Annotated in this window: 24 protein-coding genes, 3 tRNA genes and 5 pseudogenes; 20 read left to right on the top strand and 12 right to left on the bottom strand. The window is 42.9% G+C overall.

Annotated elements, in window-relative coordinates; genetic code table 11:
• Positions 1-255 precede the first annotated feature (255 nt).
• From ACYRY3_RS02670 to ACYRY3_RS02655, 4 genes are all read left to right on the top strand, one after another.
• Entirely contained in the window at positions 256-1,614 is a 1,359-nt protein-coding gene (locus ACYRY3_RS02670; RefSeq protein ID WP_460200228.1) for a GTP-binding protein, read from the top strand.
• Positions 1,615-1,768: 154 nt separating this feature from the next.
• The gene (locus ACYRY3_RS02665; protein WP_460200227.1) at positions 1,769-2,887 is read left to right on the top strand and encodes an amidohydrolase; all 1,119 of its coding nucleotides are present in this window, start codon (positions 1,769-1,771) and stop codon (positions 2,885-2,887) included.
• 95 nt (positions 2,888-2,982) lie between these two features.
• On the top strand, positions 2,983-3,525 hold the full coding sequence (locus tag ACYRY3_RS02660; protein ID WP_460200225.1) for a hypothetical protein: 543 nt from the start codon (positions 2,983-2,985) through the stop codon (positions 3,523-3,525).
• Between the two features lie 204 nt (positions 3,526-3,729).
• Positions 3,730-4,125 carry a GIY-YIG nuclease family protein gene (locus ACYRY3_RS02655; RefSeq protein WP_460200234.1) on the top strand — a complete coding sequence of 132 codons (396 nt, stop codon included), beginning with the start codon at positions 3,730-3,732 and terminating at the stop codon, positions 4,123-4,125.
• 13 nt (positions 4,126-4,138) lie between these two features.
• Here the strand turns inward: ACYRY3_RS02655 and ACYRY3_RS02650 are convergent, their stop codons facing one another.
• Entirely contained in the window at positions 4,139-4,297 is a 159-nt protein-coding gene (locus tag ACYRY3_RS02650; protein ID WP_460200224.1) for an SUMF1/EgtB/PvdO family nonheme iron enzyme, read from the bottom strand.
• 89 nt (positions 4,298-4,386) lie between these two features.
• Between ACYRY3_RS02650 and ACYRY3_RS02645 the strand changes: the two genes are divergently transcribed.
• The 3 genes from ACYRY3_RS02645 to htpG all read left to right on the top strand — a co-directional run bounded on the left by ACYRY3_RS02645 (position 4,387) and on the right by htpG (position 6,692).
• The gene (locus ACYRY3_RS02645) at positions 4,387-4,770 is read left to right on the top strand and encodes a transposase (protein WP_460200233.1); all 384 of its coding nucleotides are present in this window, start codon (positions 4,387-4,389) and stop codon (positions 4,768-4,770) included.
• Positions 4,771-4,982: 212 nt separating this feature from the next.
• Complete coding sequence (locus ACYRY3_RS02640) at positions 4,983-5,198, top strand: hypothetical protein (RefSeq protein WP_460200223.1); 216 nt, start codon at positions 4,983-4,985, stop codon at positions 5,196-5,198.
• 198 nt (positions 5,199-5,396) lie between these two features.
• On the top strand, positions 5,397-6,692 hold the full coding sequence (gene htpG, locus ACYRY3_RS02635; RefSeq protein ID WP_460200232.1) for a molecular chaperone HtpG: 1,296 nt from the start codon (positions 5,397-5,399) through the stop codon (positions 6,690-6,692).
• Positions 6,693-7,693: 1,001 nt separating this feature from the next.
• On the opposite strand, the pseudogene ACYRY3_RS02630 reads toward htpG, so the two are convergent.
• A pseudogene (locus tag ACYRY3_RS02630) lies at positions 7,694-7,975 on the bottom strand (JAB domain-containing protein); the annotation flags it as partial.
• 150 nt (positions 7,976-8,125) lie between these two features.
• A complete protein-coding gene (locus ACYRY3_RS02625; protein WP_460200222.1) occupies positions 8,126-8,722 on the bottom strand; it encodes an NB-ARC domain-containing protein in 597 nt (198 codons plus the stop codon).
• A 637-nt stretch (positions 8,723-9,359) separates the two neighbouring features.
• Here ACYRY3_RS02625 and ACYRY3_RS02620 point away from each other — a divergent pair.
• The 3 genes from ACYRY3_RS02620 (at position 9,360) to ACYRY3_RS02610 (ending at position 10,875) form a co-directional block, all read left to right on the top strand.
• Positions 9,360-9,761 carry a hypothetical protein gene (locus ACYRY3_RS02620; protein ID WP_460200221.1) on the top strand — a complete coding sequence of 134 codons (402 nt, stop codon included), beginning with the start codon at positions 9,360-9,362 and terminating at the stop codon, positions 9,759-9,761.
• A 191-nt stretch (positions 9,762-9,952) separates the two neighbouring features.
• Positions 9,953-10,519, top strand: coding sequence for a hypothetical protein (locus tag ACYRY3_RS02615; protein WP_460200219.1), 567 nt, complete (start codon positions 9,953-9,955; stop codon positions 10,517-10,519).
• A 137-nt stretch (positions 10,520-10,656) separates the two neighbouring features.
• Positions 10,657-10,875: a hypothetical protein gene (locus ACYRY3_RS02610; RefSeq protein WP_460200218.1), complete on the top strand. Its 219-nt coding sequence runs from the start codon at positions 10,657-10,659 to the stop codon at positions 10,873-10,875.
• Between the two features lie 101 nt (positions 10,876-10,976).
• Here ACYRY3_RS02610 and ACYRY3_RS02605 read toward each other — a convergent pair whose 3' ends face one another.
• Positions 10,977-11,651 (bottom strand): cadmium resistance transporter, encoded by a 675-nt coding sequence (locus tag ACYRY3_RS02605; RefSeq protein ID WP_460200217.1) that lies wholly within the window; start codon positions 11,649-11,651, stop codon positions 10,977-10,979.
• 412 nt (positions 11,652-12,063) lie between these two features.
• Between ACYRY3_RS02605 and ACYRY3_RS02600 the strand changes: the two genes are divergently transcribed.
• Both ACYRY3_RS02600 and ACYRY3_RS02595 read left to right on the top strand, forming a co-directional pair.
• Complete coding sequence (locus ACYRY3_RS02600; RefSeq protein ID WP_460200215.1) at positions 12,064-12,342, top strand: hypothetical protein; 279 nt, start codon at positions 12,064-12,066, stop codon at positions 12,340-12,342.
• A gap of 500 nt (positions 12,343-12,842) precedes the next feature.
• Positions 12,843-13,355, top strand: a complete 513-nt coding sequence (locus ACYRY3_RS02595; RefSeq protein WP_460200214.1) for a metallophosphoesterase — start codon at positions 12,843-12,845, stop codon at positions 13,353-13,355.
• On the opposite strand, the gene ACYRY3_RS02590 is transcribed toward ACYRY3_RS02595, so the two are convergent.
• From ACYRY3_RS02590 to ACYRY3_RS02575, 4 genes and pseudogenes are all read right to left on the bottom strand, one after another.
• Entirely contained in the window at positions 13,336-15,831 is a 2,496-nt protein-coding gene (locus ACYRY3_RS02590; protein ID WP_460200212.1) for a WD40 domain-containing protein, read from the bottom strand. The two genes, ACYRY3_RS02595 and ACYRY3_RS02590, sit on opposite strands and share 20 nt — an antisense overlap.
• 5 nt (positions 15,832-15,836) lie before the next feature.
• A pseudogene (locus tag ACYRY3_RS02585) lies at positions 15,837-16,391 on the bottom strand (branched-chain amino acid ABC transporter permease); the annotation flags it as partial.
• A gap of 7 nt (positions 16,392-16,398) precedes the next feature.
• A complete protein-coding gene (locus ACYRY3_RS02580; RefSeq protein ID WP_460200211.1) occupies positions 16,399-17,646 on the bottom strand; it encodes an ABC transporter substrate-binding protein in 1,248 nt (415 codons plus the stop codon).
• A 65-nt stretch (positions 17,647-17,711) separates the two neighbouring features.
• Positions 17,712-18,392 carry an RNA-guided endonuclease InsQ/TnpB family protein gene (locus ACYRY3_RS02575; RefSeq protein WP_460200231.1) on the bottom strand — a complete coding sequence of 227 codons (681 nt, stop codon included), beginning with the start codon at positions 18,390-18,392 and terminating at the stop codon, positions 17,712-17,714.
• A gap of 115 nt (positions 18,393-18,507) precedes the next feature.
• Here ACYRY3_RS02575 and ACYRY3_RS02570 point away from each other — a divergent pair, with 115 nt between their 5' ends.
• Entirely contained in the window at positions 18,508-20,571 is a 2,064-nt protein-coding gene (locus tag ACYRY3_RS02570) for an SUMF1/EgtB/PvdO family nonheme iron enzyme (protein WP_460200230.1), read from the top strand.
• 156 nt (positions 20,572-20,727) lie between these two features.
• Positions 20,728-20,997: a formylglycine-generating enzyme family protein gene (locus ACYRY3_RS02565; RefSeq protein ID WP_460200210.1), complete on the top strand. Its 270-nt coding sequence runs from the start codon at positions 20,728-20,730 to the stop codon at positions 20,995-20,997.
• On the opposite strand, the pseudogene ACYRY3_RS02560 reads toward ACYRY3_RS02565, so the two are convergent.
• The 4 genes and pseudogenes from ACYRY3_RS02560 to ACYRY3_RS02545 all read right to left on the bottom strand — a co-directional run.
• Positions 20,984-21,235, bottom strand: a pseudogene (locus tag ACYRY3_RS02560) (arsenic resistance protein); the annotation flags it as partial. The gene ACYRY3_RS02565 and the pseudogene ACYRY3_RS02560 sit on opposite strands and share 14 nt — an antisense overlap.
• A 30-nt stretch (positions 21,236-21,265) precedes the next feature.
• Positions 21,266-21,469 (bottom strand): hypothetical protein, encoded by a 204-nt coding sequence (locus ACYRY3_RS02555; RefSeq protein WP_460200235.1) that lies wholly within the window; start codon positions 21,467-21,469, stop codon positions 21,266-21,268.
• Between the two features lie 119 nt (positions 21,470-21,588).
• Positions 21,589-21,939 carry an ArsR/SmtB family transcription factor gene (locus ACYRY3_RS02550; protein ID WP_460200229.1) on the bottom strand — a complete coding sequence of 117 codons (351 nt, stop codon included), beginning with the start codon at positions 21,937-21,939 and terminating at the stop codon, positions 21,589-21,591.
• Between the two features lie 85 nt (positions 21,940-22,024).
• The gene (locus ACYRY3_RS02545; protein ID WP_460200209.1) at positions 22,025-22,591 is read right to left on the bottom strand and encodes an RNA 2'-phosphotransferase; all 567 of its coding nucleotides are present in this window, start codon (positions 22,589-22,591) and stop codon (positions 22,025-22,027) included.
• A 193-nt stretch (positions 22,592-22,784) separates the two neighbouring features.
• On the opposite strand from ACYRY3_RS02545, the pseudogene ACYRY3_RS02540 reads away from it, so the two are divergent.
• The 6 genes and pseudogenes from ACYRY3_RS02540 to ACYRY3_RS02515 form a co-directional block, all read left to right on the top strand.
• A pseudogene (locus tag ACYRY3_RS02540) lies at positions 22,785-23,156 on the top strand (ATP-binding protein); the annotation flags it as partial.
• Positions 23,157-23,302: 146 nt separating this feature from the next.
• Positions 23,303-23,572 (top strand): annotated as a pseudogene (locus ACYRY3_RS02535) (choline dehydrogenase); the annotation flags it as partial.
• Between the two features lie 330 nt (positions 23,573-23,902).
• Positions 23,903-24,031 (top strand) — tRNA-OTHER (locus tag ACYRY3_RS02530).
• 17 nt (positions 24,032-24,048) lie between these two features.
• Positions 24,049-24,190, top strand: a tRNA-OTHER gene (locus ACYRY3_RS02525).
• A 33-nt stretch (positions 24,191-24,223) separates the two neighbouring features.
• Positions 24,224-24,348: transfer RNA gene (locus tag ACYRY3_RS02520), tRNA-OTHER, on the top strand.
• Between the two features lie 36 nt (positions 24,349-24,384).
• Positions 24,385-25,986: a TROVE domain-containing protein gene (locus tag ACYRY3_RS02515; protein WP_460200208.1), complete on the top strand. Its 1,602-nt coding sequence runs from the start codon at positions 24,385-24,387 to the stop codon at positions 25,984-25,986.
• The last annotated feature ends 125 nt before the right edge of the window (positions 25,987-26,111 follow it).

The raw sequence follows: 26,111 nt of genomic DNA, 5'->3' as shown, positions 1-26,111 counted from the left end.
GAGTGTAGAACAGATTGCTCAACAACTTAATATTGACGTAGAAGCTGTCCGACTTGCTGCACAGCAGAACATGGATAATTGACGCGCATGGGAGATTGGCGTTTACAAGTTTTCTTTCGTTTTGCCGTCAAAAAGTTCAGAGGCTCCTAAAATGCGTGGGGTTGAGGATTTGCTCTCTATTATCGTTAAATCTGTAATCATAGTAGATAAAAATATATAAATAGCTTAACCTCAACCTTAAGTCAATCGAACGCAGTGTCAAAGAACCCGCAAGAAACTCACTTAAATCGTGCTCGTGCTAGTCTCAGACAAGCGCTGTCTTGGTATGGGCACTTACGCAAACCCGGACAGTCAGCATCAAACTCGCACTTGGCTGGTTTGGTGAAACCGGAACTGGAGGTTTTGACTTCGACTCTCAACAAATTAGACCAAAATGTGATTCGCCTCGCTGCCTTTGGTTTGGTCAGTCGTGGAAAGTCAGCAGTATTGAATGCTTTGATAGGACAAAAAATCCTGCAAACTGGACCCCTCAATGGTGTAACGCAGTACCCCCGTTCCGTGCGTTGGAATTCCGGTGGTAAAGTACAGGTGGAATTAATCGATACACCAGGACTGGATGAAATTGAGGGAGAATCACGGGCACAAATGGCGCGAGAAGTTGTGCGTCAGGCTGATTTGATTTTGTTTGTTGTGTCTGGTGATATTACTCGTACTGAATATCAAGCGTTGTGTAAATTGCGTCAGTCTCAAAAACCCCTGATTCTCGTGTTTAATAAGATTGACTTATACCCGGACACAGACAAGGAAACAATCTATAGAAATTTACAACAGTTGGGTGCAGGAAATCTGCAGGGTAAACCTTTACAACCTGATGAAATTGTTATGGTTGCGGCAGAACCTGCACCAATGGAAGTACGCGTTGAGTGGCCAGACGGTCGTGTTACCTATGAATGGGAAACCCCAGCGCCACAGATAGATGAACTCAAAGAAACAATTCTTAAAATTCTCAATCGTGAAGGGCGTTCCCTTTTGGCTTTGAATGCACTCATTCAAGCACGGGATGCAGAGGAAGCGATCGCACAAAAAACTATCAAATTGCGCCAAGAAGAAGCAGAAGACCTCATTTGGCGCTTTACCAAATACAAAGCTCTCACTGTCGGTCTCAATCCTATCGCCTTCTTTGATATCATTGGCGGAACCGTTGCTGACTTAGCTTTAATTCGCTCCCTAGCACGCTTGTATGGGTTGCCAATGACCGGTTATGAAGCAGGAAAAGTTTTAAAAACAATTTTATTGAGTTCCGGTGGTTTGCTGCTAGGAGAAATAGGCAGTAGTTTGCTCTTGGGTTTGGGCAAAAGTACAGCAGCTATTGCTTCCGGCGAAAACCCCATCAATGTGACTGCTTACGCTGGAACTGCAATTACCCAAGCAGGTATTGCAGGTTACGGAGCATATGCCGTGGGTAAAGCAGCACAAGTGTATCTAGAAAACGGCTGCTCTTGGGGACAATTGGGGGTTAGTACCGTAATTCAAGAAATTCTCTCTGAGGTAGAATCAACTACCATCTTGTATCGATTGCAACAAGAATTGGGATTTATGAACATTAATAGTTAAGGATTGTTATTTGTCATTTGTCCTTTGTCCTTTGTCATTTGTGATGGGCTTGGAAAACTGAGGAATCAGGATATTAAGGCAATGATGTCTTAAAAATTCCAACATGACGGCGAGACAGTGCCAAGATTGAGAAAAAGTGTAAATTAACTGACCAATGCTGACTCGCATAAAAGACTTAGCGATAAAACTCGCACCTCGCTTAATTGAAATTCGCCGCCACATCCACTCTCATCCAGAACTGAGCGGTCAAGAATACCAAACAGCTGCCTTTGTTGCTGGTGTGTTATCTTCAAGTGGTCTGCACGTAAAAGAGGGCGTTGGCAAAACTGGTGTCATCGGAGAACTAGAAGGGACTGGCAAATCGGAGCGATTGTTGGCAATTCGCACTGATATGGATGGTTTGCCAATTTGCGAACGCACTAGTTTAGATTTTGTTTCACGCACGCAAGGTATCATGCACGCTTGCGGTCATGATGTTCACACTACAGTCGGTTTGGGAACAGCAATGGTGTTGTCTCAGATGGCTGAGGAGTTACCTGGTAAAGTGCGATTCCTATTTCAGCCAGCTGAGGAAATTGCTCAAGGGGCTAGTTGGATGGTAGAAGATGGAGCAATGGACGGTGTGGCGGGTATATTGAGCGTTCATGTTTTCCCATCCATAGCTGCAGGTTCTATTGGTATACGTTACGGAGCATTAACCGCGGCGACAGACGATTTAGAGATTATTATCATTGGAGAATCGGGACACGGCGCTCGTCCCCATGAGGCGATAGATGCTATTTGGATAGCCTCACAAGTTATCACTACCCTGCAACAAGCAATTAGCAGAACACAAAATCCCTTGCGTCCTGTCGTTGTTACTATTGGGAAGATTGAAGGTGGTAGAGCACCAAACGTGATTGCTGATAAGGTTCAGCTACTGGGAACCGTGCGTTCTCTCCATCCTGAAACCCGTGCCAATTTACCAAAATGGATCGAACAGATTGTTGCTGGTGTCTGTAACTCCTACGGTGCAAAATACCAAGTGAATTACCGTCAGGGTGTACCGAGCGTGCAAAATGATTATTTTTTGACACAATTGCTGCAATCAGCAGCTGAGGAAGCTTGGGGTAGCGATCGCGTCCAAGTATTACCCAGCGATACCTGGGACAACATACAGATGAAGAGCTTTCAACAAAGCATCACTCTATCAAAAAATTGTTTCTGCGGTTCTATTCATGTTGAGAACTATCATCTGTCTACTGGATTTATTATTTTATGTAAACTAATTTAGATAAATTATTACAAATAATTAATAAAGCTTGACAATAAATAGTAAATACTATCCATAACATAACCTTATCAACGCATTAGTTTTGGAGGTTTGCCATGAAAGTCACCATTAAAGATAGTCAAATCCTAAAAACTGTTAGCCCTAATGTAATACAAGCGCACCTGCAAGCAACAGGTTGGCAGGAAACCGGGTGTATTTATAATGATGCTGGGGCAATTTGGCGACTGAAAAAAGATGTCGCTCCTGAATATAAAATTTTGCTACCTCTCCAACATAGCTTAGGAGATTATGCCGAAAGAATCAGCGATATATTAAAAACATTATCGTTGGTAGAAAATCGTGACAAAGTTGATATATTGAGCGAATTTATTACTAATTATCCCAACTTCAACCTGCAAGCTGTGGTCATGCAAATTGCTCTCCCACCAACTGATAAACTGAGTGGAGAAATTACTTTATTAGGTGAAGCTTTTGAGAAATTACGGTCAATCAAAACCGAGCTAGCGGACCATAATTATATCTTAGCTATTAAAGCCTATCAGGAACGTTTACTAATTCACTGTACAGGTGATTTAGTTAAAGTTGACAATCATTTTCTCCTGAAGAATCCTCACAATTTAGTTCTTGGTAATATCTAATTTCAACCTAGCTACTATTTTTAGGTTTTCTAAAGGAAGAAGCTAGAGCATCGGTACAGAAATCATAAATAACCTAGTTTTGTGTAGAGACGAGCCATGGCGCGTCTCTACATCCACGAAATATCAAGGATTGCAGTAGGGAGAAAATGTGTGTTTTGCTTCTCTGCTTGACTACTGTACCGACACTCTAGGGGTTAGCTTAAAATCGCAGATGAAGAACATATCGCGCTGCTAAAAAAAGGTGTAGACAAGTGGAATGTCTGGAGATTTCCATTTGATGTTCATGCAATTATTTTTTCAGAAAATGCTCCAGAAACAGAGAACTTATTGCACCACTTTTTTAGAGATAAGAGTGTTAATAAAGTTAACAAACGTAAGGATTATTTTCAAGTTTCATTAGATGAAATTGCCTCAGCATTAGAAAAAATTGCCAAAGAAACACAAAGTATAAATAAGGCTGAAATTAAATTTACACAGATTGCTGAAGCGGAACAATATCGTAAAACCTTAGCTATAGAAAGAGGTGAATCTCAACCTTTAGAATCAACTTATACACCCTCATGGGATGAGGACGAAGAGGAGCTAGAGGAAGACGAATAGCATAGGTGACGACCTATGTAGATGGAACAAAGGTACAGACAATACGAAAACCAATGCGATTAAGTTTATCATTTGAATCCCGCTTGTGGCGGAAAGCCGATCTACAATCCCTTGGGTCGTGGAACCAAGAGCCACCACGTAATACACGTAAGCTATTTTCAGTCTCAATCAACAGCGCACTGCGATCTATGAATTGCCCCCAATGCCGTGCAGAAATCTGGTCAAGAGGTAGGTAAAGTGTTGCTGGAAGTGGCTTGAGGCATTTGTACCGGACGTTTAGCTCCTCGGTCGGATGTCAAGACTGAGATATTCAATCGAGTTTTAGCTGATTTTGCTGAGGAATACGGTCCTGGGACTGATAAAAGAATTCTCTTAGCTGTTGACCAAGCTGTTTGGCATCAAAGTAATGATTTAGAACTACCCGGTGGTATTGATTTAATCTACTTACCCGCTTACTCACCGGAATTACAACCCGCAGAAAGGTTGTGGCCTCTAACTAACGAGATTGTAGCTAATTGTTCCCCAAATTCTTTAGATGAACTCGAAGAACTTATGGTACTTCGTTGCCAAGAAATTATGAAACAGCACGACTTAATCCAAGGACTAACTTGCTACCACTGGTGGCCAAAAACCAGAGCGGCTTAATTATAAGTAATCATCCGAACTTGATATAATTGGGCATTGATTTTGGGTCAAAATGTGATTGCTGGCTAACGACCAAGTTGGGCCGCCGCAGATAAATTGTGGCTTTTACCGATAACCTCTGGGCGGTCGGCTCCAACGATTTGTTATGCCACGACAACACCAACTGCTTTTAGTGCCACAATATTAAGGTAACTTAATTTCCACCCAATTCTATGCAGGTTAAGGATTTGACCATTGAAGAACTCAAGCTCTTGATTCAAGAGACTGTTGCTGAAACTATCCAAGGAATGCTAATCGACCCCGACCTTGGGAGACAAGTCAAGCCAGAAGTTAAGCAGCAACTCCTTAATTCCTTACATCGTACTCAAGCTGGAGAGCGTGGAATCTCGGCTGAGGAAGTTGCAAAGAAATTGGGCTTGAACTGGTAATGACCTACTACGTTGAATTTACGTCAGAAGCAACACGCCAATGCTGGGCGTTGGTGCAGCGTGCTAAACAGACATTTTCCAGATGCCGTGAAAAGCCAGGTTCTGACACGGGCTTCCCATTGCCCCCAATATTGCCCCCAATGCCGTGCGGAATCCGGTCAAGAGGTGGGTAAAGTGTTGGTGGAAGTGGCTTGAGGCATTTGTACCGGACGTATACGGGTACAAACCGAGAATATCTTCCCCATCATCAAGAAATTCCTGTACAGTGAACACGACATTTTTTTGCGTGAACTGGTGAGCAACGCGGTAGATGCCAACCAGAAACTGAAAACCCTTGCTTCCATCGGCGAGGCGAAGGGCGAACTGGGCGACCTGAAGATCGGGATCCGCATCGACAAGGAGAAAAAGACCCTTACCATCAGCGATACCGGCCTGGGGATGACCGCCGAAGAGATCGACAAATACCTGAACCAGGTGGCCTTCAGCGGCGCCGAGGAATTCCTGGAGAAATACAAGGGACAGAACGAAGCCAATATCATCGGCCATTTCGGTCTTGGCTTTTACAGCGCTTTCATGGTGAGTGATAAGGTGGAAGTGTTCAGCAAGAGTTACAAGGAAGGAAGCAAAGCCGTGCGCTGGGAATGCGATGGCAGTCCCGAATTCAGCCTCGAGGAAGTGGAGAAAGAAACAAGAGGAACCGATATCGTGTTGCACCTGAATGCCGAAAGCGAGGAGTTCCTGGAACCATACCGGATCCAGGCTGTGCTCGAGAAATTCTGCCGCTTTCTGCCCATACCCATCTTCTTCGAAGACAAACAGGTGAACAACCCGGCACCGGCCTGGACAAAAAAGCCATCCGAACTCAGCGCCGAAGATTACCAGAACTTCTACAAAGAATTATATCCCTTCGGCGAACCGCCGCTTTTCTGGATACACCTGAATGTGGATTATCCCTTCAATCTTACAGGTATCCTGTATTTCCCTAAGATCAAGCAGAGCTACGAGGTACAGAAAGACAAGATCCAGTTGTATTGCAACCAGGTATTCGTGACGGATGAGGTAAAAGACATCGTGCCCGAATTCCTGATGCTGATGCACGGCGTGATCGACAGTCCGGATATTCCGTTGAACGTAAGCCGCAGTTATTTGCAGGGCGATCCGAACGTTAAAAAGATCAATGCGCATATCACCAAAAAAGTGGCCGATAAGCTGGAAGAGATCTTTAAGAACGACCGCAAACAATTCGAAGAGAAATGGGAGAGCCTGGGCCTGTTTGTGAAATACGGAATGATGACGGATGACAAGTTCCTGGAGAAGGCCAACAAGTTCCACATCATGCAAGCCTCCCCCAACCCCTCCGAAGGAGGGGCTTTAAACAGCTTCATTAAATTCTGTGCTTCCTGTTCTAATGAAGAAATATTTTTTTTCATAGGTTCTGTTTTTATTCCTTCTCCTTTGGAGAGGGTAAGGGAGAGGCTTTCCATCACTCTTTGAAAAAGCTCATCAAAGGCTTTTACTTCATGGTCTTTATCGGGATTGTAAACAGGTGCTGCACCAGATGCTGTTTGTTTTCTGCCATTAATCAAAATCAGGCGGACATCAAAAGATGTTCCCTGTCTTGAATAAAGTTTTGCGCCATCAATATTGATTACATCAGCCACATGATAGCGACTGTATAGGTAGTTAAAGAAAATCCTGTTTTTACCTGCTGTGATTCTGCCTTTGTCATCCCAGGTAGTATGGCCACCAATGATGATGGCTGCCTTACCAGTATCAACCATGCAGTCTAAGGCCCTTAAAGCCATCACATGCTCTAAGGGTTTAATCGGAAAAGTATCAAACATAACTTCCGTTTCCATTTTGCCAAATGGTGGGTTTGTCATTACTGCCATAAATGTGCGTTGCACATCAAAGAAAGGTTTTGTGGCATCTCTTTGCCAGACGTTTGCAAAACCTTGCGTTTTCAGGTTGCGGTTACGAAAACTATCCAGTTCATTTACATATACTCTTTCAGGTTTGGCAGCAATAGTCAATAAGCCATTGCCTGCTGATGGTTCAAAAGCAAAGCCTCCATTGAACTGAAGTTTATCAATCTCACAAAACACACCTGCTAAATAACCAATGGGCGCAGGTGTAGAATATTGCTGCAGTAAAATACTTTGTGAAGTGCGGTGTGATAGATTTACCTGGCTTTGATAGAGTTCAACTATCTGGTCAAATCTTTGCTTCACTGTCCCCCCGCTATGCCCCAGCAATCTTGCCCGGTTTACAATGGCAAGCTCTGTCAGTTCTTTTACGTCATTTTTATCAATGATACCAAATGAAGCAGCCAGCTTTTCTACGGATATTTTATTGTGTGACTTCTTAGTAGCTAAATCAAATTCAATCGCAGCAACAAACTGTTCCTCTTTATTATTTAAGCCATCCAATCCTAATAAACCATCATCGGCAAAAGAATAATAACTGTCCCTTGTTACAATCACATGGTCAAGCAACCGCACTTCCATCATGGCAGCACTTTCTTTAATCTTTGCTGTTAATTGTTCATCTGCTCTTGAAGGTTTTAGGTTGCCGGACGGATGATTATGTGCAATTACCATTGACACTGCTAAACTTTTTAAAGCAGTGGCAAGAATAATGCGAATGTCGGCTACTGTTGCATTAATAGCCCCTTTAGAGTGTTTATAATAACCGATGATTTCATTTGCCTGGTTGAGATAAAGAACGATGAACTGTTCCTGCAATTCTACTTCACCTTCATTGAAAGTATTTCTGATAAAATCAGCCGCATCTTTTGATGAAGTGATTTTACCAAAATCTTTCTGCCTGCTCCCGGAAATACATTTTCATAAATTTGACAGTATTCGTCTATAAATTTGACCGTGGGTATTGCTTGACGAGGCTCTACCGTAGTACCAACAACGCTTCTAGGGTTTGCTACTTATTATACTACGCCGAGAGTGACAAAAGAGGGTTATTCTGCTGTTGGCAGTTTCTGGTAAGTTTGTTTGCTCACCGTTAGACAAGAATTCAATCAACTCTGCTAGAAGTTCTAGAATTGAGGGGGTATAGTGTAGCGATCGCCAAATCACATATTCAAACTTATCCTGAATTTTCCTTGCTAATTTTACAGCCAGGGAAGTTTTGCCAATTCCACCCATACCTGAAAGCGTTACAATTCGGCATTTTTCCTTAACAATCCATTGTTCTAACCTGGCTAGTTCTTCAGTTCTGCCATAGAAAGTAGAGATATCAGGGGCATTTCCCCAATCTTGTTGAGGGTTACCGCTTTCACCAGCAGAATCTTCAAAAGTCGAGATTGATTTCCAGTCTAACCCCAACTTTTCACAAATCTCTACAAAATTAAGATAATCAACGGGCTTACCAGTCATAAAGTTGTTAACTGTAGAACGGCTAATCCCTAATTCCATCGCTAAAGCATTTTGGCTGGGAAAGCCAGAACGCTTGAGAGCCGATTTCACTTGTGCGTTGAATTTTGAATCGATTTTAAGTGAACGGGACATATAGGCATCCTGTTTAAGTCTTGCGAGGTATCTGAAGCTCTAACTTTGTTTCGGACAGGCGCTTTGAGTGCTATAGCTTTTCAAGATTAAGTGGGTCGGCGTCAATCAACACAACTATCTGTTAGCGCTGTTAATGGTTAGTGGTTAATCGTTACTGGGTTTTAAGGCTCTTAACAGAAGTTTACATAGTTAATGTTTTATTGTGCCGACTTACTTAAAGTAGTAAGTTGAATGAATAACGCTACGGCAAATACAAAGTCTTTTTCTCACTGTGACAGCTTTTGAAGTTAAACTGTTCCAGATTAATTTGCATAATTTGGGCGAGCAGGATGCCCAAGTTAAAATATCTTGGGCAATTTGCAAGTTGAACATCCAATGCATTATTCCCAAAATACTTTTTTTCGGACTGCTACTTTCTTTCAATAATAGACAAGATTTTAGTCATACAGCTTTTTGTCCAACATTACTCCGTCAATACTTGGGTAAGTCAATCAAAACCCAGTAAGTGGTTCAGAAAACCTAGGCAATCTGAGCGGCTGAATGTCAGTCATCTATGGAATTTAATGAGAGTGTACGGGCAAGTAGAGTTAACAGTCATACCCTACTTAAAACGGAAAACTTTCACCAAGGCAATAGTATGCAAAACACAAAAAAGTCTCACAACAAAGATTCCAAACGTAAAATTTCATGGTTAGATGTGCTTGTAGTGGTGTTCACTATCATTAGTACAATTGCCAAACTCATTGGGCTAGGTTTTCAAATTTTGGAGTATAATATGACCAGAATATCAGCAGAAAAAATTGAGAAGTTGATTGCGGAAGCTGAGCAGGCTGGTGTCTCCGATGAGGAATTGCAAGAACTTCGGGAGCACCTTGCCGAGATTAAGTCAGGGAAAATGGCTGAGCAGATCGAGACAGAGCCAATGTATCAAGAATTCATCAGGGATGGAAAAAGAGTGGTTCGTGTATCAACTGGTCCTATGAGTTCAAAAGATGATATTCTTTTGGGTTTCACCTTTGAACCTGTAAAACGTCCTTAAACTCTTCAAGAGAGGATTCTACTTTTTGGGTTGTTATTACGTATAAAAGATTAAATAGCGTAATTTAAATTACTTAAAAATAGTAGTTTCGTAATAATAACTCAATGTAATAAAAAAAACAACTATCATAGATACCCAATCCATTGGTAGCCGAAAGCGCTACGCTAGGAACTGAAGATAAAAAAACGATTATGATACCTTCAGAAATTGCCGATACGCTGAGAGAATTATTTAGCGACCAATCTGTCAACGCTCTTGCACCTGGTTCCTGGCAAGTAGAGACTTCATCATTCCGCCTTCTGGTCATGCTTTCGGACGATCGAAGTTGGTTGCGAGTTTTGCTACCCATGATGCCAGTATCGGAGGCAGAATTTTTTCTAGAACAGTTTTTAGAAGCAAATTTTGATGAGACGCAGGAAGTACGGTATGCCGTGCAGCAAGGCGTGATTTGGGGAGTCTTCCAGCACAGTGCTAGTGGTTTAACTGTGGAAGATTTTCGAGATGCGATCGCCCGACTTATTTCCCTGCATGAAGTTGGTTTGGATAATGTCTTTCATAACTTAATTGAACGACGTACCCGGCAAATTATTAAGGCGGCAAAACAGCAAGGGCAAACCCTAGAATCTACTATGCAAAACCTCGAACGTTTTTACGCCGAGGGATTGATGGGAGAGATAAACTACACTGCACAGGCGCAAGAAGAGGTTTTAGCTTTGTGGCGGTCACAGCTAGCTCGGCTCTGGCCTGAAATAGAATAGATAATAACTCCAATTTTGCCTTACACAAATTTTTTGACTTTTGACCAATGACAAATGACGAATGACAAAATTGACATTATTCAAATTCTTCAACAGGACTATCAAAGATTTCCAGTTAATCAAACATACGAGGTAGAGTGACAAGTATATTCACAACAGGTTTTTTAGGAATTTTACCTTTTGGTAATTTATTTTTTGGGGGCTTGACAAGCCAAATTGGAGTTACTAATGCTTTATGCTTTGGTGGTACTTGTTGCCTCTTAGGGTCTTATTATTTTGCTAGGAAAGAGTCTAAAATGAGGCAGATATTACAGCCCATATATTTAGAAATGGGTTTAATGGCACAAGATAAATAAAAGATAAAAGCTATTTTAAACTTTATCCATATTATTTATTATTGGTTGGAGTATTTCTCCTGCCTCTTCATGACTCACTTTCAAGTTAGACCGCCCAATATTTAATGAAAAAGCGTTGCTAGACTGGGTAAAAGTTGAAAAGTTCCACTTTTCATCATGATGGAGAATCCCAACCACATTAACACAAATGGAAAGACTTTCCGACCAAAGCGAGCTAAAACGGGAGCCATGAGGGGATTGCGTGTCAGATTGTAAGAGAGGAAGCACCACAGCCCAACAGTTGTATAGCAAACACACAAAATCACACCTAAACTAGGAAGATTGCTACTAGCAAACAACGGAACGTAGATGCCAATGTTGTTTCCTCCATTAGCAATAGTCACTGCAGAAACGCGGTAAGTTTGTGGATCGCGTAGAGTTACCCATAATGATTTTCTCTGAACCTTAGCTTTGGCTGAAGGATTAAAGTCAATTGACACAGCTTGTATAGTCTCTTCGCCGTCTTCTCGACTCATTATATGACTAATACCAATAACGATTGGGAGGATACCTAGCAATCCAATCCAAGCTTCAGGAAGGAGTAAACCACCGAAAAAGCCAGGAAGACTAGCAATTACTAATGTAGTGAACCCAACAAATTCACCAAGAATAATATGCTTGGGACGAAAGCTATGATTGACTTTTCCAAAGAAAGCTGTCAAGTATATATTGTCATCAAAAGTAGTTGCAAAAGCGGCAGAGAACCCAATAATTAATGTGCCAATTAACCAATTCATAAATGTTGCTCGCAAATATTTAATAGTTTTTTATTCCTTCTCTCTTAGAAAAGTAGAGGGGGAAAAGGGTTAGAGGTTTAGGGTCAGGGAAAAGCAATTTTCCTTGGTGGTGCTGATTCTGTCATAATGCCTAACCTCATATCTTGCACCATCACCTTATTGCAAAAATCAAAGCCCAAAAAGCTTATCCCGAGCGTTGGTAGGGCTATGTCGCACACCCCCTTATTGAGAAGGCGCAAGATGTCAGTAACTGGAAATCATATCTGCTTTTCTCAATTCGAGGCTTGCTATTCATAGCCTGTTTTTCAATGTTTAAAGTTGCTATTAAATAATAATTTTTGTTTAAGTACCCTCGCAGTGCATGGTTTTAATATTAAGGTCTTCAAATAAATAAAAGCAAATACTCTTTCTTTTGAAAACGATAAACAAAAGTGATGGGCGATTGCTCAGTCTTTCAGCAGTAAATAGTAAGGATACCCAAACGCAAGATATGGCTCGGCAACTTGCCCACCATTTTGGCGACTTCCGCACCCAGCCAACAACCCAACAACCGACGTTCTGGAGTAACCACGAGCAGCAGATTCTGATACAACAGGCAGTTGAAGCCCTACCAACGCTCGCGGAAACCGCCAAAATCCATCTGGATTGGACACCATTTCCAGTATGGGTAATATTAAGTCCGGTTAATTAATTATTAAACAATCTGTGCGAAAACCGGAAAACCCGCTCCCCCTCTCCCCATCTCCCCCTCCCCCCATCTGCCTTAATGATAAGTCTTTACCCGGACAAGATATAAGGGCTGTACCAGATGCGATCGTCTGACATCTTGCACCTTCTTTGTGGGAGGGCGTGTGCGGCAAGCCCTACCTACGATCGGGATCGGCTTTTTGGGCTTTTATTTCACCCCACCAGTTCACCATGAAGCGGTATAGCAAAACAGCGTTGGCATGGGAATGATTAAGACAATCAAACATTTTGTCCATCTCATATATTTCTTATATTTTTCACCTAAATTCTGATTATCTCAATATAGAGAGCAAAATTCACAGAAACCAGAAGTCTAAGGAAGTGATAGCCATGAGTCAGGGAGTAAGGGCTGTTTTTAACTTGAATATGCCTCTTTCGATTGGCGAATTGGCTTAACGGGGCAAAAAAATAAGTTTTAATAAAATGTTTTAGAGGGATAATTTGATGAATAATGAGCGATTTAAAAAATTTACAATTTTACATTCAAATGATATGCACGGAGACTTCCTAGCAGAGGCGACGGGTGTAGTAGAAGGTCATGTTATTGGTGGAATGTCGCTGCTGTCAGGATATATAAATAAAGTGCGTCAGGAGGAGAAAAACGTACTTTTTGTCATTGCAGGCGATATGCTCCAAGGCTCTATGATTGATACCGAATACAAAGGTATTTCAACCATAGAAATTATGAATTACCTGGCTCCTGACGTAGTGACTTTAGGTAACCACGAATTAGATTATGGGTTGCCTCACTTACTTTTTCTGGAAAAGATGGCTAATTTTCCTATTGTCAATGCCAATCTATATATTAAAAAATATAACAAACGCTTGATGAATCCTTATCTCATCCCCATCTCCCCATCTCCCCATCTCCCCATCTGCCTTAATGATAAGTCTTTATGCGAACGTGATATGACTGGGGTACGGCCATCAGAAAACTTCATGGCTGAATATCGGTAATTGCTCCCAAAGCTTTTAGAGAAGCAATAGTCGCTTGGGTTAAACCTGTCACGCCAGAAATGTTCATTTCCTCATAAGGTCTTTCATTTCTTAAAGTTTTTAGGCACTCACCGGTCAAAATATCCCATAATTTAACAGTGCCATCTTGACTGCCACTGATCAAAGTTTGACCGTCCGGACAAAAGGCAACTGACTTTATCCAGTGAGTATGACCCTGTAAAGTTTTGAGACAAAGACCTGTCTCAACATCCCACAATTTTACCGTTTGGTCTGTGCTACCACTAGCAACAATATTGCCTTGAGGACTAAAAGCAATTGACAACACCCAACTAGTATGTCCCGAGAAAGTTGTGAGGCATTGGTCGGTGCTGATATCCCAAAGCATCACAGTTTTATCTTTACTGCCACTAGCCAAAATCTTACCTTCAGGGCTGAAAGCAACCGACAAGACCCATCCACTATGTCCCGATAAGCCTTTGAGATATTGACCGGTGCTCACATCCCACAATTGCACGGTTTGGTCGTCACAGCCAGTAGCCAAAATATCACCATCACGGCTGAAGGCAACGGACCAGACGCCATGAGTGTGTTCCAGGGTTCTCAAAATTTGACCGGTGCTCACATCCCACAATTGCACGGTTTGGTCATCACTGCCACTAGCGAGGATATCACCTTGAGGAGCAAACGCAACTGCTTTGATCCAACCACTGTGACCTTGCAAGATTTTAAAACATTGATTCTTGCTAGTATCCCACAATCTGACTACCTTGTCATCACAGCCTGTAGCTAACATTTGACTATCGGGACTGAAAGCAACGGTTTGCACTCGGTTAGGATGTCCCTGCCAAGTTTGATTCCACTGACCAGTCTTGACATCCCATAGCTTCACAGTTCGATCGTCGCTGCTGGTGACAAAGGTTGTACCACCAGGAGTAAAGGCAACTGACAACACCCCATTACTATATCCGTGTAAGATTCTTAAGGTTTGACCAGTGGTAACGTCCCAAAGCCTGACTGTTTGGTCATCGCTGCCACTAGCAAGGATATGACCTTCAGAACTGAAAGCAATTGACCCGACCAAACCAGTGTGTCCCTGTAAAGTTCTCAGGCATTCACCAGTGGTAGCATCCCATAGCTTCACAGTTTGGTCATCACTGCTACTAGCTAGGATTCTACCTTGAGGAGCAAAGGTGACTGACCTCACCCAGTTACTATGTCCCTGCAAAGTCCGGAGACATTCACCGGTAGTAGCATCCCATAGCTTCACGGTTTTGTCATCACTGCCACTAGCTATAGTTTTGCCATTCGGACTGAAGGCGACTGACCTTACCCGGTTAGTATGTCCTTGCAAAGTCCGGAGGCATTCACCCGTGCTAATATTCCATAGCTTCAAGGTTGTGTCACTACTACCGCTAGCTAGGATTTTACCTTGAGGGTTGAAAGTAACTGACAGTACCCAACCAGTATGTCCCTGCAAAATTTTGTAGCGTACACTGGTCTTGATATTCCATATACTTACGGTTTGGTCATCGCTGCCGCATGCCAGAAAATTACCCTTTGGACTAAAGGCAACTGCTTGTACTTGCTTGGGGTGCCCGCTCAAAGTTTTCAGACATTCACCATTCCTGACATCCCAAAACTTCACATTCTGGTCAGTACCCCCGGTACCGATCGTACTGCCATCAGGACTGAAGGCGATCGCCCGCACCGAGCTAATATGCCCCTGACAGTGCAAAAATTGTTCAATAATGACTGACGGCACGCTGTTGCCGACAGCAAAACCTTGCCACAAGCTAATTTTACCATTAACGTCACTTATCGCCAAAATGTTTTCATTGGGACTGAATGCTACGGCAGAAATTTTACTGAAGTCTTGAGTAAAAACTGATTTGGATAAATTAGCATTTTGGAAATTGACCTGAGGTAAATTGACACCCCTGAAATCGACTTCCCAAAGTGTCAGGTTAGAAAAATCATACCCTCTTAAATCCGTCTTTAACTGACAAAGCATATTGAGAATATTCCCACCTGTATACCCACGTTCCTTTGGAGATTCTTCTTGTAGCTTGGCTAGAATTTGAGTTAGATGCCCCTCAAGTCTTTTTTTGTTTTTAAAGATAGTCAACAGTTCATCAATAACTGGATTTAGGATAAAGCGTATTTGAATTTCTCTAATGAAATCTTTTGACTGAGCTTTGATCAAAGCATGATATCTAAAAAGCACAAATTCCTGAGTGACTATCTCTGCACATACTTGCTTTATTAACTTGCCAGTCACATACTCCATTAATATAGGTTCTAGTGTAAAGAGTGGGGCGCTTTTCTCAGCTTGTGTAGGCGTAACCCTATTGATTAAACCTCTTCGCACCAGAGACTCTAAAGCCTCTAGCAATCTCTGTAGGATTCCTGATGATATAATGTCTTTTTGTAATTGGGAGAGAGTTATTGGCTCGCGATTGATTGCCAGCCAGTACATAACTAATTTATAAAACCAGTGAGAATTGCCACAACCACCATAGATACAGCAAAAATCACCACTTGAACGCTACGGATGGGAATGGGGTTTTCTGCACTGCCAAAATTAATAGAAGATGGCAAATTGCCATAAGTGTTTGCAGGGAAAGTATAGCTTTCTGCACCTACCAAATACTGTATTAAATTAACAATAACAACTGCCACACCCAAACTAGAAACAACAGTCAGTAAAGGGTCAGAACCGCGCCGTCGCAGGGGGAGAAAGGCAACGCGTTCGATTGCGACACCAATCAACCCTGCAAGAGTACTTCCCAGAATCATAGCTACAGCAAATGGCAATCGTATTGGCAGCGTCGCATTAGCCAGCACCCCATTAAATCCAAAGGCTCCACCTATAAATGCATAAGTAAAATATGCTCCCAAGGTAAAAACTGCACCGTGAGCCAAATTAATAATGCCCAAAATGGAGTAAACCAAGGTATATCCTAAGGCAAAAATAGCATAGGCGCTACCAATAGATAACCCATTCAAAAATTGTTGCAAAAATAAAGATATATCCATGTTGCAACTACTTTAAAATTGCAAATTTACCTGTGTTCTTGCTTTGGTCTACCTGAATTTTGGCAACATAAAACTCCTTTTGAATAACATCGCCTACAGGTGTAAAAGCAATTTCACCCAGTGGAGTTTCGTACTTTCCTGCCAGTAGCTGCTTATTTAATTCTGTACGTAGTTGATTGAGAGGCACCGTACTAATCTTGGTCTTGTTATCCAAAGCTTTCAACGCCTCTACATACACCTGAACAGCAGCAAAAGCTTGACCGCTGAACTGAGGTGGTTCTTCTTTATACTGCTTCAAATAAGCACTGCGGAATTCCTTGTTAATTGCCCCCGCGTATTCAGGGCTGTAAGCTTGGGCGATAATCACCCCATCACAAAACGCCTGACACACAGCGAATACTTTCCCCGTATTCAAACCATTTCCAGCAACAATTAAACCTTTATAACCCAGTTCCTTCAGCTGTCGCACTAAATTACCACCATCTGCAGCTAAGCCAGAAATAATAATCAAATCTGGTTTTAAATTAATAGCATTAGTGGCTTGGGCTTGAAAGTCAGTATCAGTTGTTTGGAATTTTTGCACCGTTACCAATTCCAAACCTTGGTCTTTAACTGTTTTCTGAAAAATCTCCGTTTCCGACTTGCTAAAAACGTCGTTTTGCGCGTAAAAAACTGCTACTCTCTTAATATTAGGATTTTGCTTGAGAGCAGCTTTTACTGAATTAGGCGCAACAATAGAAACAGGCGCGGATACACGTGCAATATAATCGCCAATTTCTGGAACTCCTTTTGCTGTATTGGATGCACCAATAACTGGAACCTTGGCTTTTTCAGCAAAGGGGTTGGCAGCAAAAGCTTGTTGTGACAAGGTTGGACCAACAATACCAACCACTTTATCTTTATTAATTAAAGTTTGAAAAGCGTTAATTGCTCCTGCTTCATCACCACTCGTGTCTTGGAAAACTAACCTAATAGGAGTGCCATTGACACCCCCTTTTTCATTAAAATACTGTTCGGCAATTTTTGCTCCAGCGACTCCCTCTTGACCGAGTAATGCTACATTGCTGGTTTGTGCAAAGGCAATACCGATGGGAATAGAACCAGATGTACTTGTCGTTGCAGCAGCATTAGTTGTAGAACCAGTATTGGTGTTGGTTCCGGTGTTGGTAGCAGTGTTAGTGCCGCCGCCACAGGCAGTTAGCAGCATAGCACAGGTAGTGAACAATGCAGTTGTTAGAGCAGTAGGTTTTTTCATGGTCGAATAAAAAAGATTTCATGTAACCTTTTTGACACTTACCGACCTAAAAGGTACGGTGATTCTTAAAACATCGCTGTCTTAATATCCTGATTGCTCAGGTTCCCAGGCTCAGCACGTTTGCCACGAGGGCGTACTGATGTCTCCTGACGATTTTTCGGGCGTTTAGATGTTCCTTCACCAGACTTGCTGATGTCGGCACCAGGTTTCGCGGAGTCCCCACGTACCATACTTAAAGCTCTATCTCGGATTGTTTTTGCAGCACCTAAATCAGCGTGTTCCATGTGACCACATCTTAAACAAATGAATCTTTCTCTATCACGATTCAATTTGTCAATATGCCCACAATTTCGACATTCACATGAAGAATTTCGAGGATTAACTTTAATTACGACTTTGTACTGCTTTGCAGCAAGATACTCAATTTTTGAAGTTAACTCACTCCAACTAGCATCCGAGATAGACCTATTTAAACCTTTTTTCCGGCTTTGTCCGTTCTTTAAGAATCGTCCTGTTTTCTCATTCACTTTAACCTGGCAACGTCGCAACATTCCTGCAACGTTTAAGTCTTCCAAACCAATAGCGTCTACATTGCGAGAAACTATTTTGTTCGCTACATACCATTGGTATGCTAAACGTTTGTCACTGACACGTTTGTGTAATCTTCCAACTTTTTTAGCTACTTTTTTCCGATTTTTGCTACCTTTAACTTTGCGACTAACTCGCCGTTGTCTAACTTTTAACAGATGTCTTGTCTTCCGGTTAGTGCTGAACGACTGTACATCCGCGCTTTGGCGGCAAGACCTGATTTACAAAACACTGCTGGATTGGAGCAAGGTACAGCCCATCGCCATCTTCCAAATGTTTCCGGAACGACTGTGGTCACGAACCGCGTTGCGCGATGGACATATTGTCAAGCTAAGAGCGCTTGCTCCGGGGTTATTGAGTACTCAGTTGGCGATCGAAGGTTTGCCCCAACGTCTGGAACGGCGTAATAATAAGGACTTGGTTACGGTGTCGATTATCACCCTTGATGCAGCGTCGATGTTCTACTGGGCAAGAGTAGCCTCTGGCTTTGGAGATAATCGTACACCAGGACGAACGTTTGACCTGTCTTTTATCCGCAAGCAGGCAGAAAAAGGGAAATCAGACCCCTCTCCACCCTCGACCCAACGGACTGCCCGAGAGCGAGTCGCACTGTTTCGCTCAACAGCTTCCAAAACAGCGCAGCGATTAGCAAATTTGATGGCAGGGGCTCCAGTAACCTTGCCGGTGATTGACTTATTACGGGATGCCTTTCGTGGTGATTTTGAGGAGGAAGTACAACAATCTCATGTGGCAGAAGTACTGCTCGGTGGTCTCTTGCGGCGTTGTGATACGGAAGAAGATGACCTATGTCGCTACGAGTTCTGGGGCGATAACTCGGCTGATGGAGACGAGCGAGTACGTCATATTTTGCTGGGAGATACATCAATCTCAAAGACGATCGAGGTGTTGAATGTGCTATCAGCATCAATTTGTCAAAAACTGGGTAGCCCATTCAAGACTTTTGAGGCATTGCTTGGTGAGATACAAGCCTCAGAGGGCGATCGATGGGATACTGCCTTACCCTTTGCTAGGGTGGGCTTAGACGTACTGCGTCGTTTGGGAGGTGAATATGCTGCTTTAGCAAGCCGATACAGTTCCATAGCGGAACCAGAGATGTTACTCCTAGAAGTCTTGCCACCACTTAAGGAATGTACATTTGAAGTTGCAACGATCGCTCTTAGAGATCCCAACCTGCGGTCTTTTAATTTTGAAGTAGCAATCATCACGGGAATCAAGCAATCTAATACATCAAATAATCCTGTAGACATTACTGATAATTTAGTATTTTCTCAGACAGAAAAGCATTTAAACGAAATTGAACAGTTAATCATACAGGCAACAATATCAAATCAAACTTATGAGCAAATGGCAGCATCATCAAATTACTCTACACGCCAACTAAAGGATGTTGCCAAAAACCTATGGAAAGTTTTATCGGCAGCAATCGGTGAAAAAATTAATAAAACAAATCTCAAGAATGTTATTCAAACGCAGGTAAATTATTCTCAAATAGATATTCACCGCAGTCTTCAACAAGCCGAATGTTTTATCGAAGACTTAGGGAATGGTGTTCACCTAGAAATGGTAGCTATCCCCAAAGGCAGCTATATGATGGGATCTCCAGAAGATGAACCAGAGCGTTACGGTGATGAAAGCCCGCAACATCAAGTAACTGTCTCAGACTTCTTCATGGGTAAGTATCCAGTGACGCAAGCACAGTGGAGAGCAGTCGCAGCATTACCACAAGTGAACAAAGAGCTAAATGCCGATCCATCGCATTTCAAAGGGGATAGACGACCTGTAGAGAACATTTCTTGGTACGATGCGGTTAAATTTTGCTCCCGCCTTGCTACCCATACAAAAAGACCCTACCGCCTGCCTAGTGAAGCAGAATGGGAGTATGCTTGTCGTGCTGGAACCACTACACCATTTCACTTTGGTGAGACAATTACATCAGAGTTAGCTAACTATGATGCTAGGTCTACTTACGGTGCTGGGGTGAAAGGAACCTATCGAGAGGAAACAACAGAAGTAGGGAGTTTTGGAGTAGCTAACACTTTTGGGTTATACGATATGCACGGAAACTTATGGGAATGGTGTCTCGACGATTGGCACGGTAGCTATGAAGGTGCGCCAACAGATGGCAGCGCTTGGTTTGATAATAATGATAGCTTTTCTCAAAAATTTGAAAATGCCGTGCTGCGGGGCGGTTCCTGGATCGGCAATCCTAGAAACTGCCGTTCCGCGTCCCGCTTCAACAGCTATAGGGCGGAGCGCGGCTACTTCAACGACGATGTTGGTTTTCGTGTAGCCTGTGGGGTGGGGAGGATTCTTTAGTAGCGCTTTATACTTTAGTCTTTTTGCCCTTTGCTCTTCTTTTTTTCTGTCCTTTGTTAGCGTAGCGAAGCGGAGCGTTATAAATTTTTTTTCAAAATTAAGTCTGGGAAGCCCTCAAATTTACAATCAAGCAGAACGTAAAGCAAGTGGTAATAAATGCCAAACATAGTTATAAACCGGACACAGAAGACAGCTCAATACTATGTAGAAGACTTGGGCAATGGAATTACTCTAGAAATGGTGCTGATTCCCAAGGGCAGTTTTCTGATGGGTTCACCAGAAGATGAACCAGAGCACAGAGATTCAGAAAGCCCTCAGCATTTAGTAAACGTTAAGCAATTTTGCATGGGTAAGTATCCAGTGACGCAAGCACAGTGGAGAGCAGTCGCAGCATTACCACAAGTGAACAAAGAGCTAAATGGGTGAAGTCAATCTTCACCATGATGGGATACATCATGAAGAACAAGCAGACGGCTATAGGGATGGAAACTTGATAGATACTTATGGCATCAAGAGCGACTGCAATCCCAGGAAATAACCTTCCCAGTGCAATTCCTGCCAAGATACACAAAAACACCCAAAGGGTAAGATACTTTTCAAAAAAACTTAGATTGCCTCCAGCTAGAACTGGGGCTGCATTCGCTGGTGAATTATTCATACTCATTGGTATTAGTTAAAAATCAATAGCTACTCGTTAAAAATTCTTTTGTTTCCGTAACAACTCTCCAATCGTTAGGTCTAGCCGTGCTTCTCCTGCAAAAACCGTTCCTGCTTTACCGTTGTTTAAGTGAACATTATTACTGACTTGAGTTACATTTTGCGATTGTTGATTGGTAGATGAATTGGGTGTTGTTGAGCAACTGGTTGCTAAAGCCAACGACCCAAATACAAGAGCCAACTTAATTAACTAATCTTGCGTTCATTGACTCGTTCCCAGGATTTAAGTGAAAAGGTATACTTCCATCATTTCAAAAAAAATTAATATGTCAAGAACGAAAGAGGGCATCTTTACATAACTTAATAATCAGAAAAATCACTTAGGGGGAGGTCTTTACAAGCACGCGCAGGCAATATCTGACTAAAGCGGCGAAACTCTGATAAGTATTGCTCTAGGACAACAAGCTGAGGCAAATTAAGGCTGTAGTAGATCCAGCGTCCTTCTTGACGCGATCGCACCAAAGACACTTCCTTCAGGGTTTTCAGGTGAAAAGACAGTTTTGATTGGGTTACGCCCAAAGCATCGCACAAGTCACACACGCATAGCTCATTATCTCGCAGCAGTTCGAGTACACGGATGCGTAGTGGGTCGGAAAGGGCATGAAACCCAGGAACAATTAAATTAGAAATGGCGGCAGAGGAAGTTTGCATCAAATTAAGTTGATAAAAGAGTCTGTCTTCATTCTGCACTAGAAACTCCAAATTCAGCTAGGTAGGTCGGTATTAAAAAACGCAATCAAAGAAGATCGTCCTTGTCATTTATCCGCCGTAAATACTGTGAGGGTACAGCATCCACTAGCCAAACTCCATTATCAGAACAATAAAAAAGATAACCTGCTTGGTGCATCGCAGCTGCATCTACTGCAAAAACTACGGCTTTTCCATGTCTTGCACCAACAGTTTTTGCTGTGGCAATATCTCGTGACAAATGAACGTGATGTCGTGACATTTTGCATAGCCCAGTTTGCAAAATTGACTCGACAGATTTGTGTCCTGTACCGTGATAAAGTACATCTGGAGGAACCACAGGTAAAAAGTGCAAATCAACTTCTACGCTGTGTCCTTGGTTAGCACGAATCAAAGTGCCTGTGGCGTCAAAGGAAAAACGTTGTTTATCGTTGTTTGCAACAACTTCATTCAGTTCATCACGGCTGATAGGAAACTGGTTTTTTGCACAAGCTTCTAACAGTTCATTCACACAAACCCAGCCACCAGGAGCAAGTTGAATCCCAATGCGATCTGGTTGATGGCGGAGATGTTTGCTGAGGTATTTGCTGATTTTAACAAGGCGAGAGCTATTCATGCCTAAAAATAACACAAGTTGCGATAGCTTCGCTACTGCCTTCGGCAGATCGCAATCCCAGCACCAGTATAAAACACCCCACGAGTTCCGCCAACGGCAAAGGTAACTCCCATCACCGGCGGTTCTATTATTCGTCCTAAATTAGAAACTGAATTTGCAAAGGGCAAGTCAAAGGTGGTATCATGCTAAAAACGTGCTTCAGGAGATTATCCTGGCACCCTTAACGCTTGAACCGTTAAGTCAGTTGATAGCCCAGACGCTACATCAGAATGCAGACACCGTTCGTCCCTTAGCTGAGTTGGTGATGCGTAAAACTGAGGGCAATCCTTTCTTTGTTGGTGAATTTTTGAGAATGCTGCATAGCGAAAATCTGTTGACTTTTGATTCTAAAAATTTAAGCTGGCAGTGGAACATTGCTGAGATTGAAGCTCAAAATATCACCGATAATGTTGTGGAGTTGATGCTAATCGAGTTGAAGAAACTGCCAGAAGTTACACAGCAAATACTCCGCTTAGCTGCTTGTGTCGGGGCTAGCTTTGATTTAGATACATTATCGATTGTTTGTGGATAGACAAACAATGCGCCCAAGACGGTTTCTTCCAGAAGAACGGTCTTTGTTCGAGCCTTATGTGCATTCAACAATGGATGCTCAACCTGTTAAGCTGCTCCTTAGTGTGCCATAAAACACAAACAACAGAAAAGGAGAATTTTATGACTCAATATGACTATATTGTAATTGGTGCAGGTTCGGCAGGTTGCGTTGTCGCCAACCGTCTGACTCAAGATAGTGAAACAACTGTGTTATTACTCGAAGCTGGCAACCCAGATACTAAACCGGAGATTCAAATCCCCTTGGAATGCACAAACCTGCCAGGCTCTGAGGTGGACTGGGGATATTTCTCTGAGCCAGAACCGTATATCAATAACCGCAAAATGTTTTGTCCTCGCGGCAAAGTCTTGGGGGATTGTATAAGGCTTAATTAAGCATCGATTTTGGGTCAAAAATTTAGTACAAATGAACGCGTTGAAAGGGCTGGGTGACCACTGCCCACCACTGATAGTGGAGTATAAAAGTAGTGGGCACTGCCCACCACCGATAGTGAAGTATAAAAGTAGGGTGAGCACTGCCCATCACCGATAGTAAAGTATAAAAGTAGGGTGGGCACTGCCCACCACCGATAGTGGAGTATAAAAGTAGGGTGGGCACCGCCCACCACTAATTACGCTACATAACCCATCTACAAAATTAATACACCAACCACTTGACACTTTGATAATACATATACTACATTAAATACTACAAGCTGATATGTGGCAGGTAGCTCAAATGGTAGAGCGCCAACTTTGCCTGAAAAGGACGAAGAATTTAGGGTTATCGCTTGAAAAAGTACCCCCCTTATTCACCGGAGATGCGGGTTAAAATCCCGCCCCGCTACACCAAATTAATTAAAACTGACGTGGGAGTAGCCAAGTCTGGAAAGGCAATGGACGGGCAAATTGCCTGTAGTCCTTGGTTCACAAACTTGTCTGCAAAGGCTGAAGAGTTGAGGGTTATCGTGGTTCCATGATTCGCAGGTTCAAATCCTGCCTCCCACACCAATTCATTTAATTTTGAACTTTGACTTGTTCGTGTGGCGGATAGCTCAGAGGATAGAGCGCCAAAAACATCCTTGTTCACCCCTAGCCTGAAAAGGACGAAGAATGAGGGTTATCGCCTTTCACGCGGGAGGTCGCAGGTTCGATTCCTGCTCCGCCACCTTCCATTTTTGCCCGCAAGGGCTGGACGGAATACTATGAATTACAAATTTTTCACCCAGAAAAAGACAGCTACACCACAAACCCAGCCAATCCCCGGACGAGAAGCGGAAATGATTCAAGGACGTTCGGGCGGGTTCATGTTCGATGCTGGTCTTTGGCAAATGCTGCGGCGCTGTTTGCTGCTTGGTACAGCCAAAAGCACTTACTATGCGGGCAAACACGAATTGACAGAGGATTTTGTTGAAGTTGTCAGACAAGCGATCGCAGAAAACCCCAGACGAGTAGCAGAAGAAATCCTTTACGCCAGCGACGGACGTGCCATTAACAATAGTGCGCCTATTCTCGCTTTGGTACTGCTGTCGATGGGTGAAGCATCAGAAGCCAAGAAAGCGTTTGGTGAAATTTTCCAACAAGTGGTACGTACAGGTAGCCATTTCTACGAATGGCTAAATTATACCAAATCCATGCGCGGATTCGGTAAAATTGTGCGAGAAGCTGGTAAAAATTGGTTTTTGCGAGAAGATGTCAAGAGTTTAGCTTACCAGCTGCTGAAGTATCAACAACGCTATGACTTCTCCAACCGAGACGCTTTGCGGTTGTTCCACGTCAAACCACCAACAGAAGACCACCAGCGGCTGTTCGAGTGGGTTGTCAAAGGTTGGGAAGTCTTACCAGATGACATTCCCTCTGGGGCATTAGCACAGGTTTGGTGGTATGAGTGGCTGAAGCGCAACCCAGAACAAACCCCCGAAGCCATCCTGCGAGGGCACCTAACTCACGAAATGGCTGCACCAGTCGGCAGAATGGATAAAAATGCTTGGCAGTTACTGTTCAACGAAATGCCAATTGGTGCATTGCTACGTAACTTGGGTTCACTTACTGAATTAGGTGTTTTAGCGCGTACCGAACGTGACAATTTGCGGCGAGTAGAAGCAGTTCTTAACAACAAAGAACATCTGCGGAAAGGACGCATACACCCAATTGATGTCTTGAAAGCTCTCAAGACATATCAATCTGGTGGGACATTGGGACGCAGCAAAAAGACTTGGAACCCAGTGGATGAAATTGTAGAAATCCTAGAAAAGTCCTTAGCCCTGTCTTTTGAGGTCGTGCAACCCACAGGCAAAGTGTTCATGCACGCCATAGATGTCTCCGGTTCTATGGCTTCCCCAATTGCGGATATGGGATTAACTTGCTGTGAAGTCGCTACAACAATGGCGCTTGTTACAGCCAAGGCAGAAAAGAACTACATGATTCGTGGTTTTGCTACCGATTTCCGCGATTTAGGTATCACCGCTAATGATAGTTTTAGGTCAGCAGTTTCCAAAGCTAGCAACCAAAACTTTGGTGGAACCGATGCTTCTGTTGCCTATGACTGGATGATTAAGAACAAATTCAAAGCAGATGTCGTTTGCTTTTGGACTGATTCGGAAAGCTGGGCAGGTTACAGACATCCAAGTCAAGCCCTCGCAGATTACCGAAAAAAGGTAAACCCTAACGTTAAAGCAGTATATATTACCCTTGCACCTTACCGGATTACATTAGTAGATCCCAAAGATCCACTGTCTTGGGATTTGGGTGGCTTTGACCCTGGAATGCCGAGCATTATTCAAATGCTGGCAACAGGCGAGTTGTAATTAAAACCCGTAGGTTGGGGAGTCACCGCGTTGTGGGGGTTCCCCCCATTGAAGCAAGTGGCGTTTGAGGAACGAAACCCAACATTTAAAGTATAAAGTAGAACGTAGGTTGGGTTGAGGAACGA

This window comes from Scytonema sp. NUACC21, from assembly GCF_054684315.1.
The sequence above is the reverse complement of the archived record's forward strand: the minus strand, read 5'-3'. Positions and strand labels throughout refer to the sequence as shown.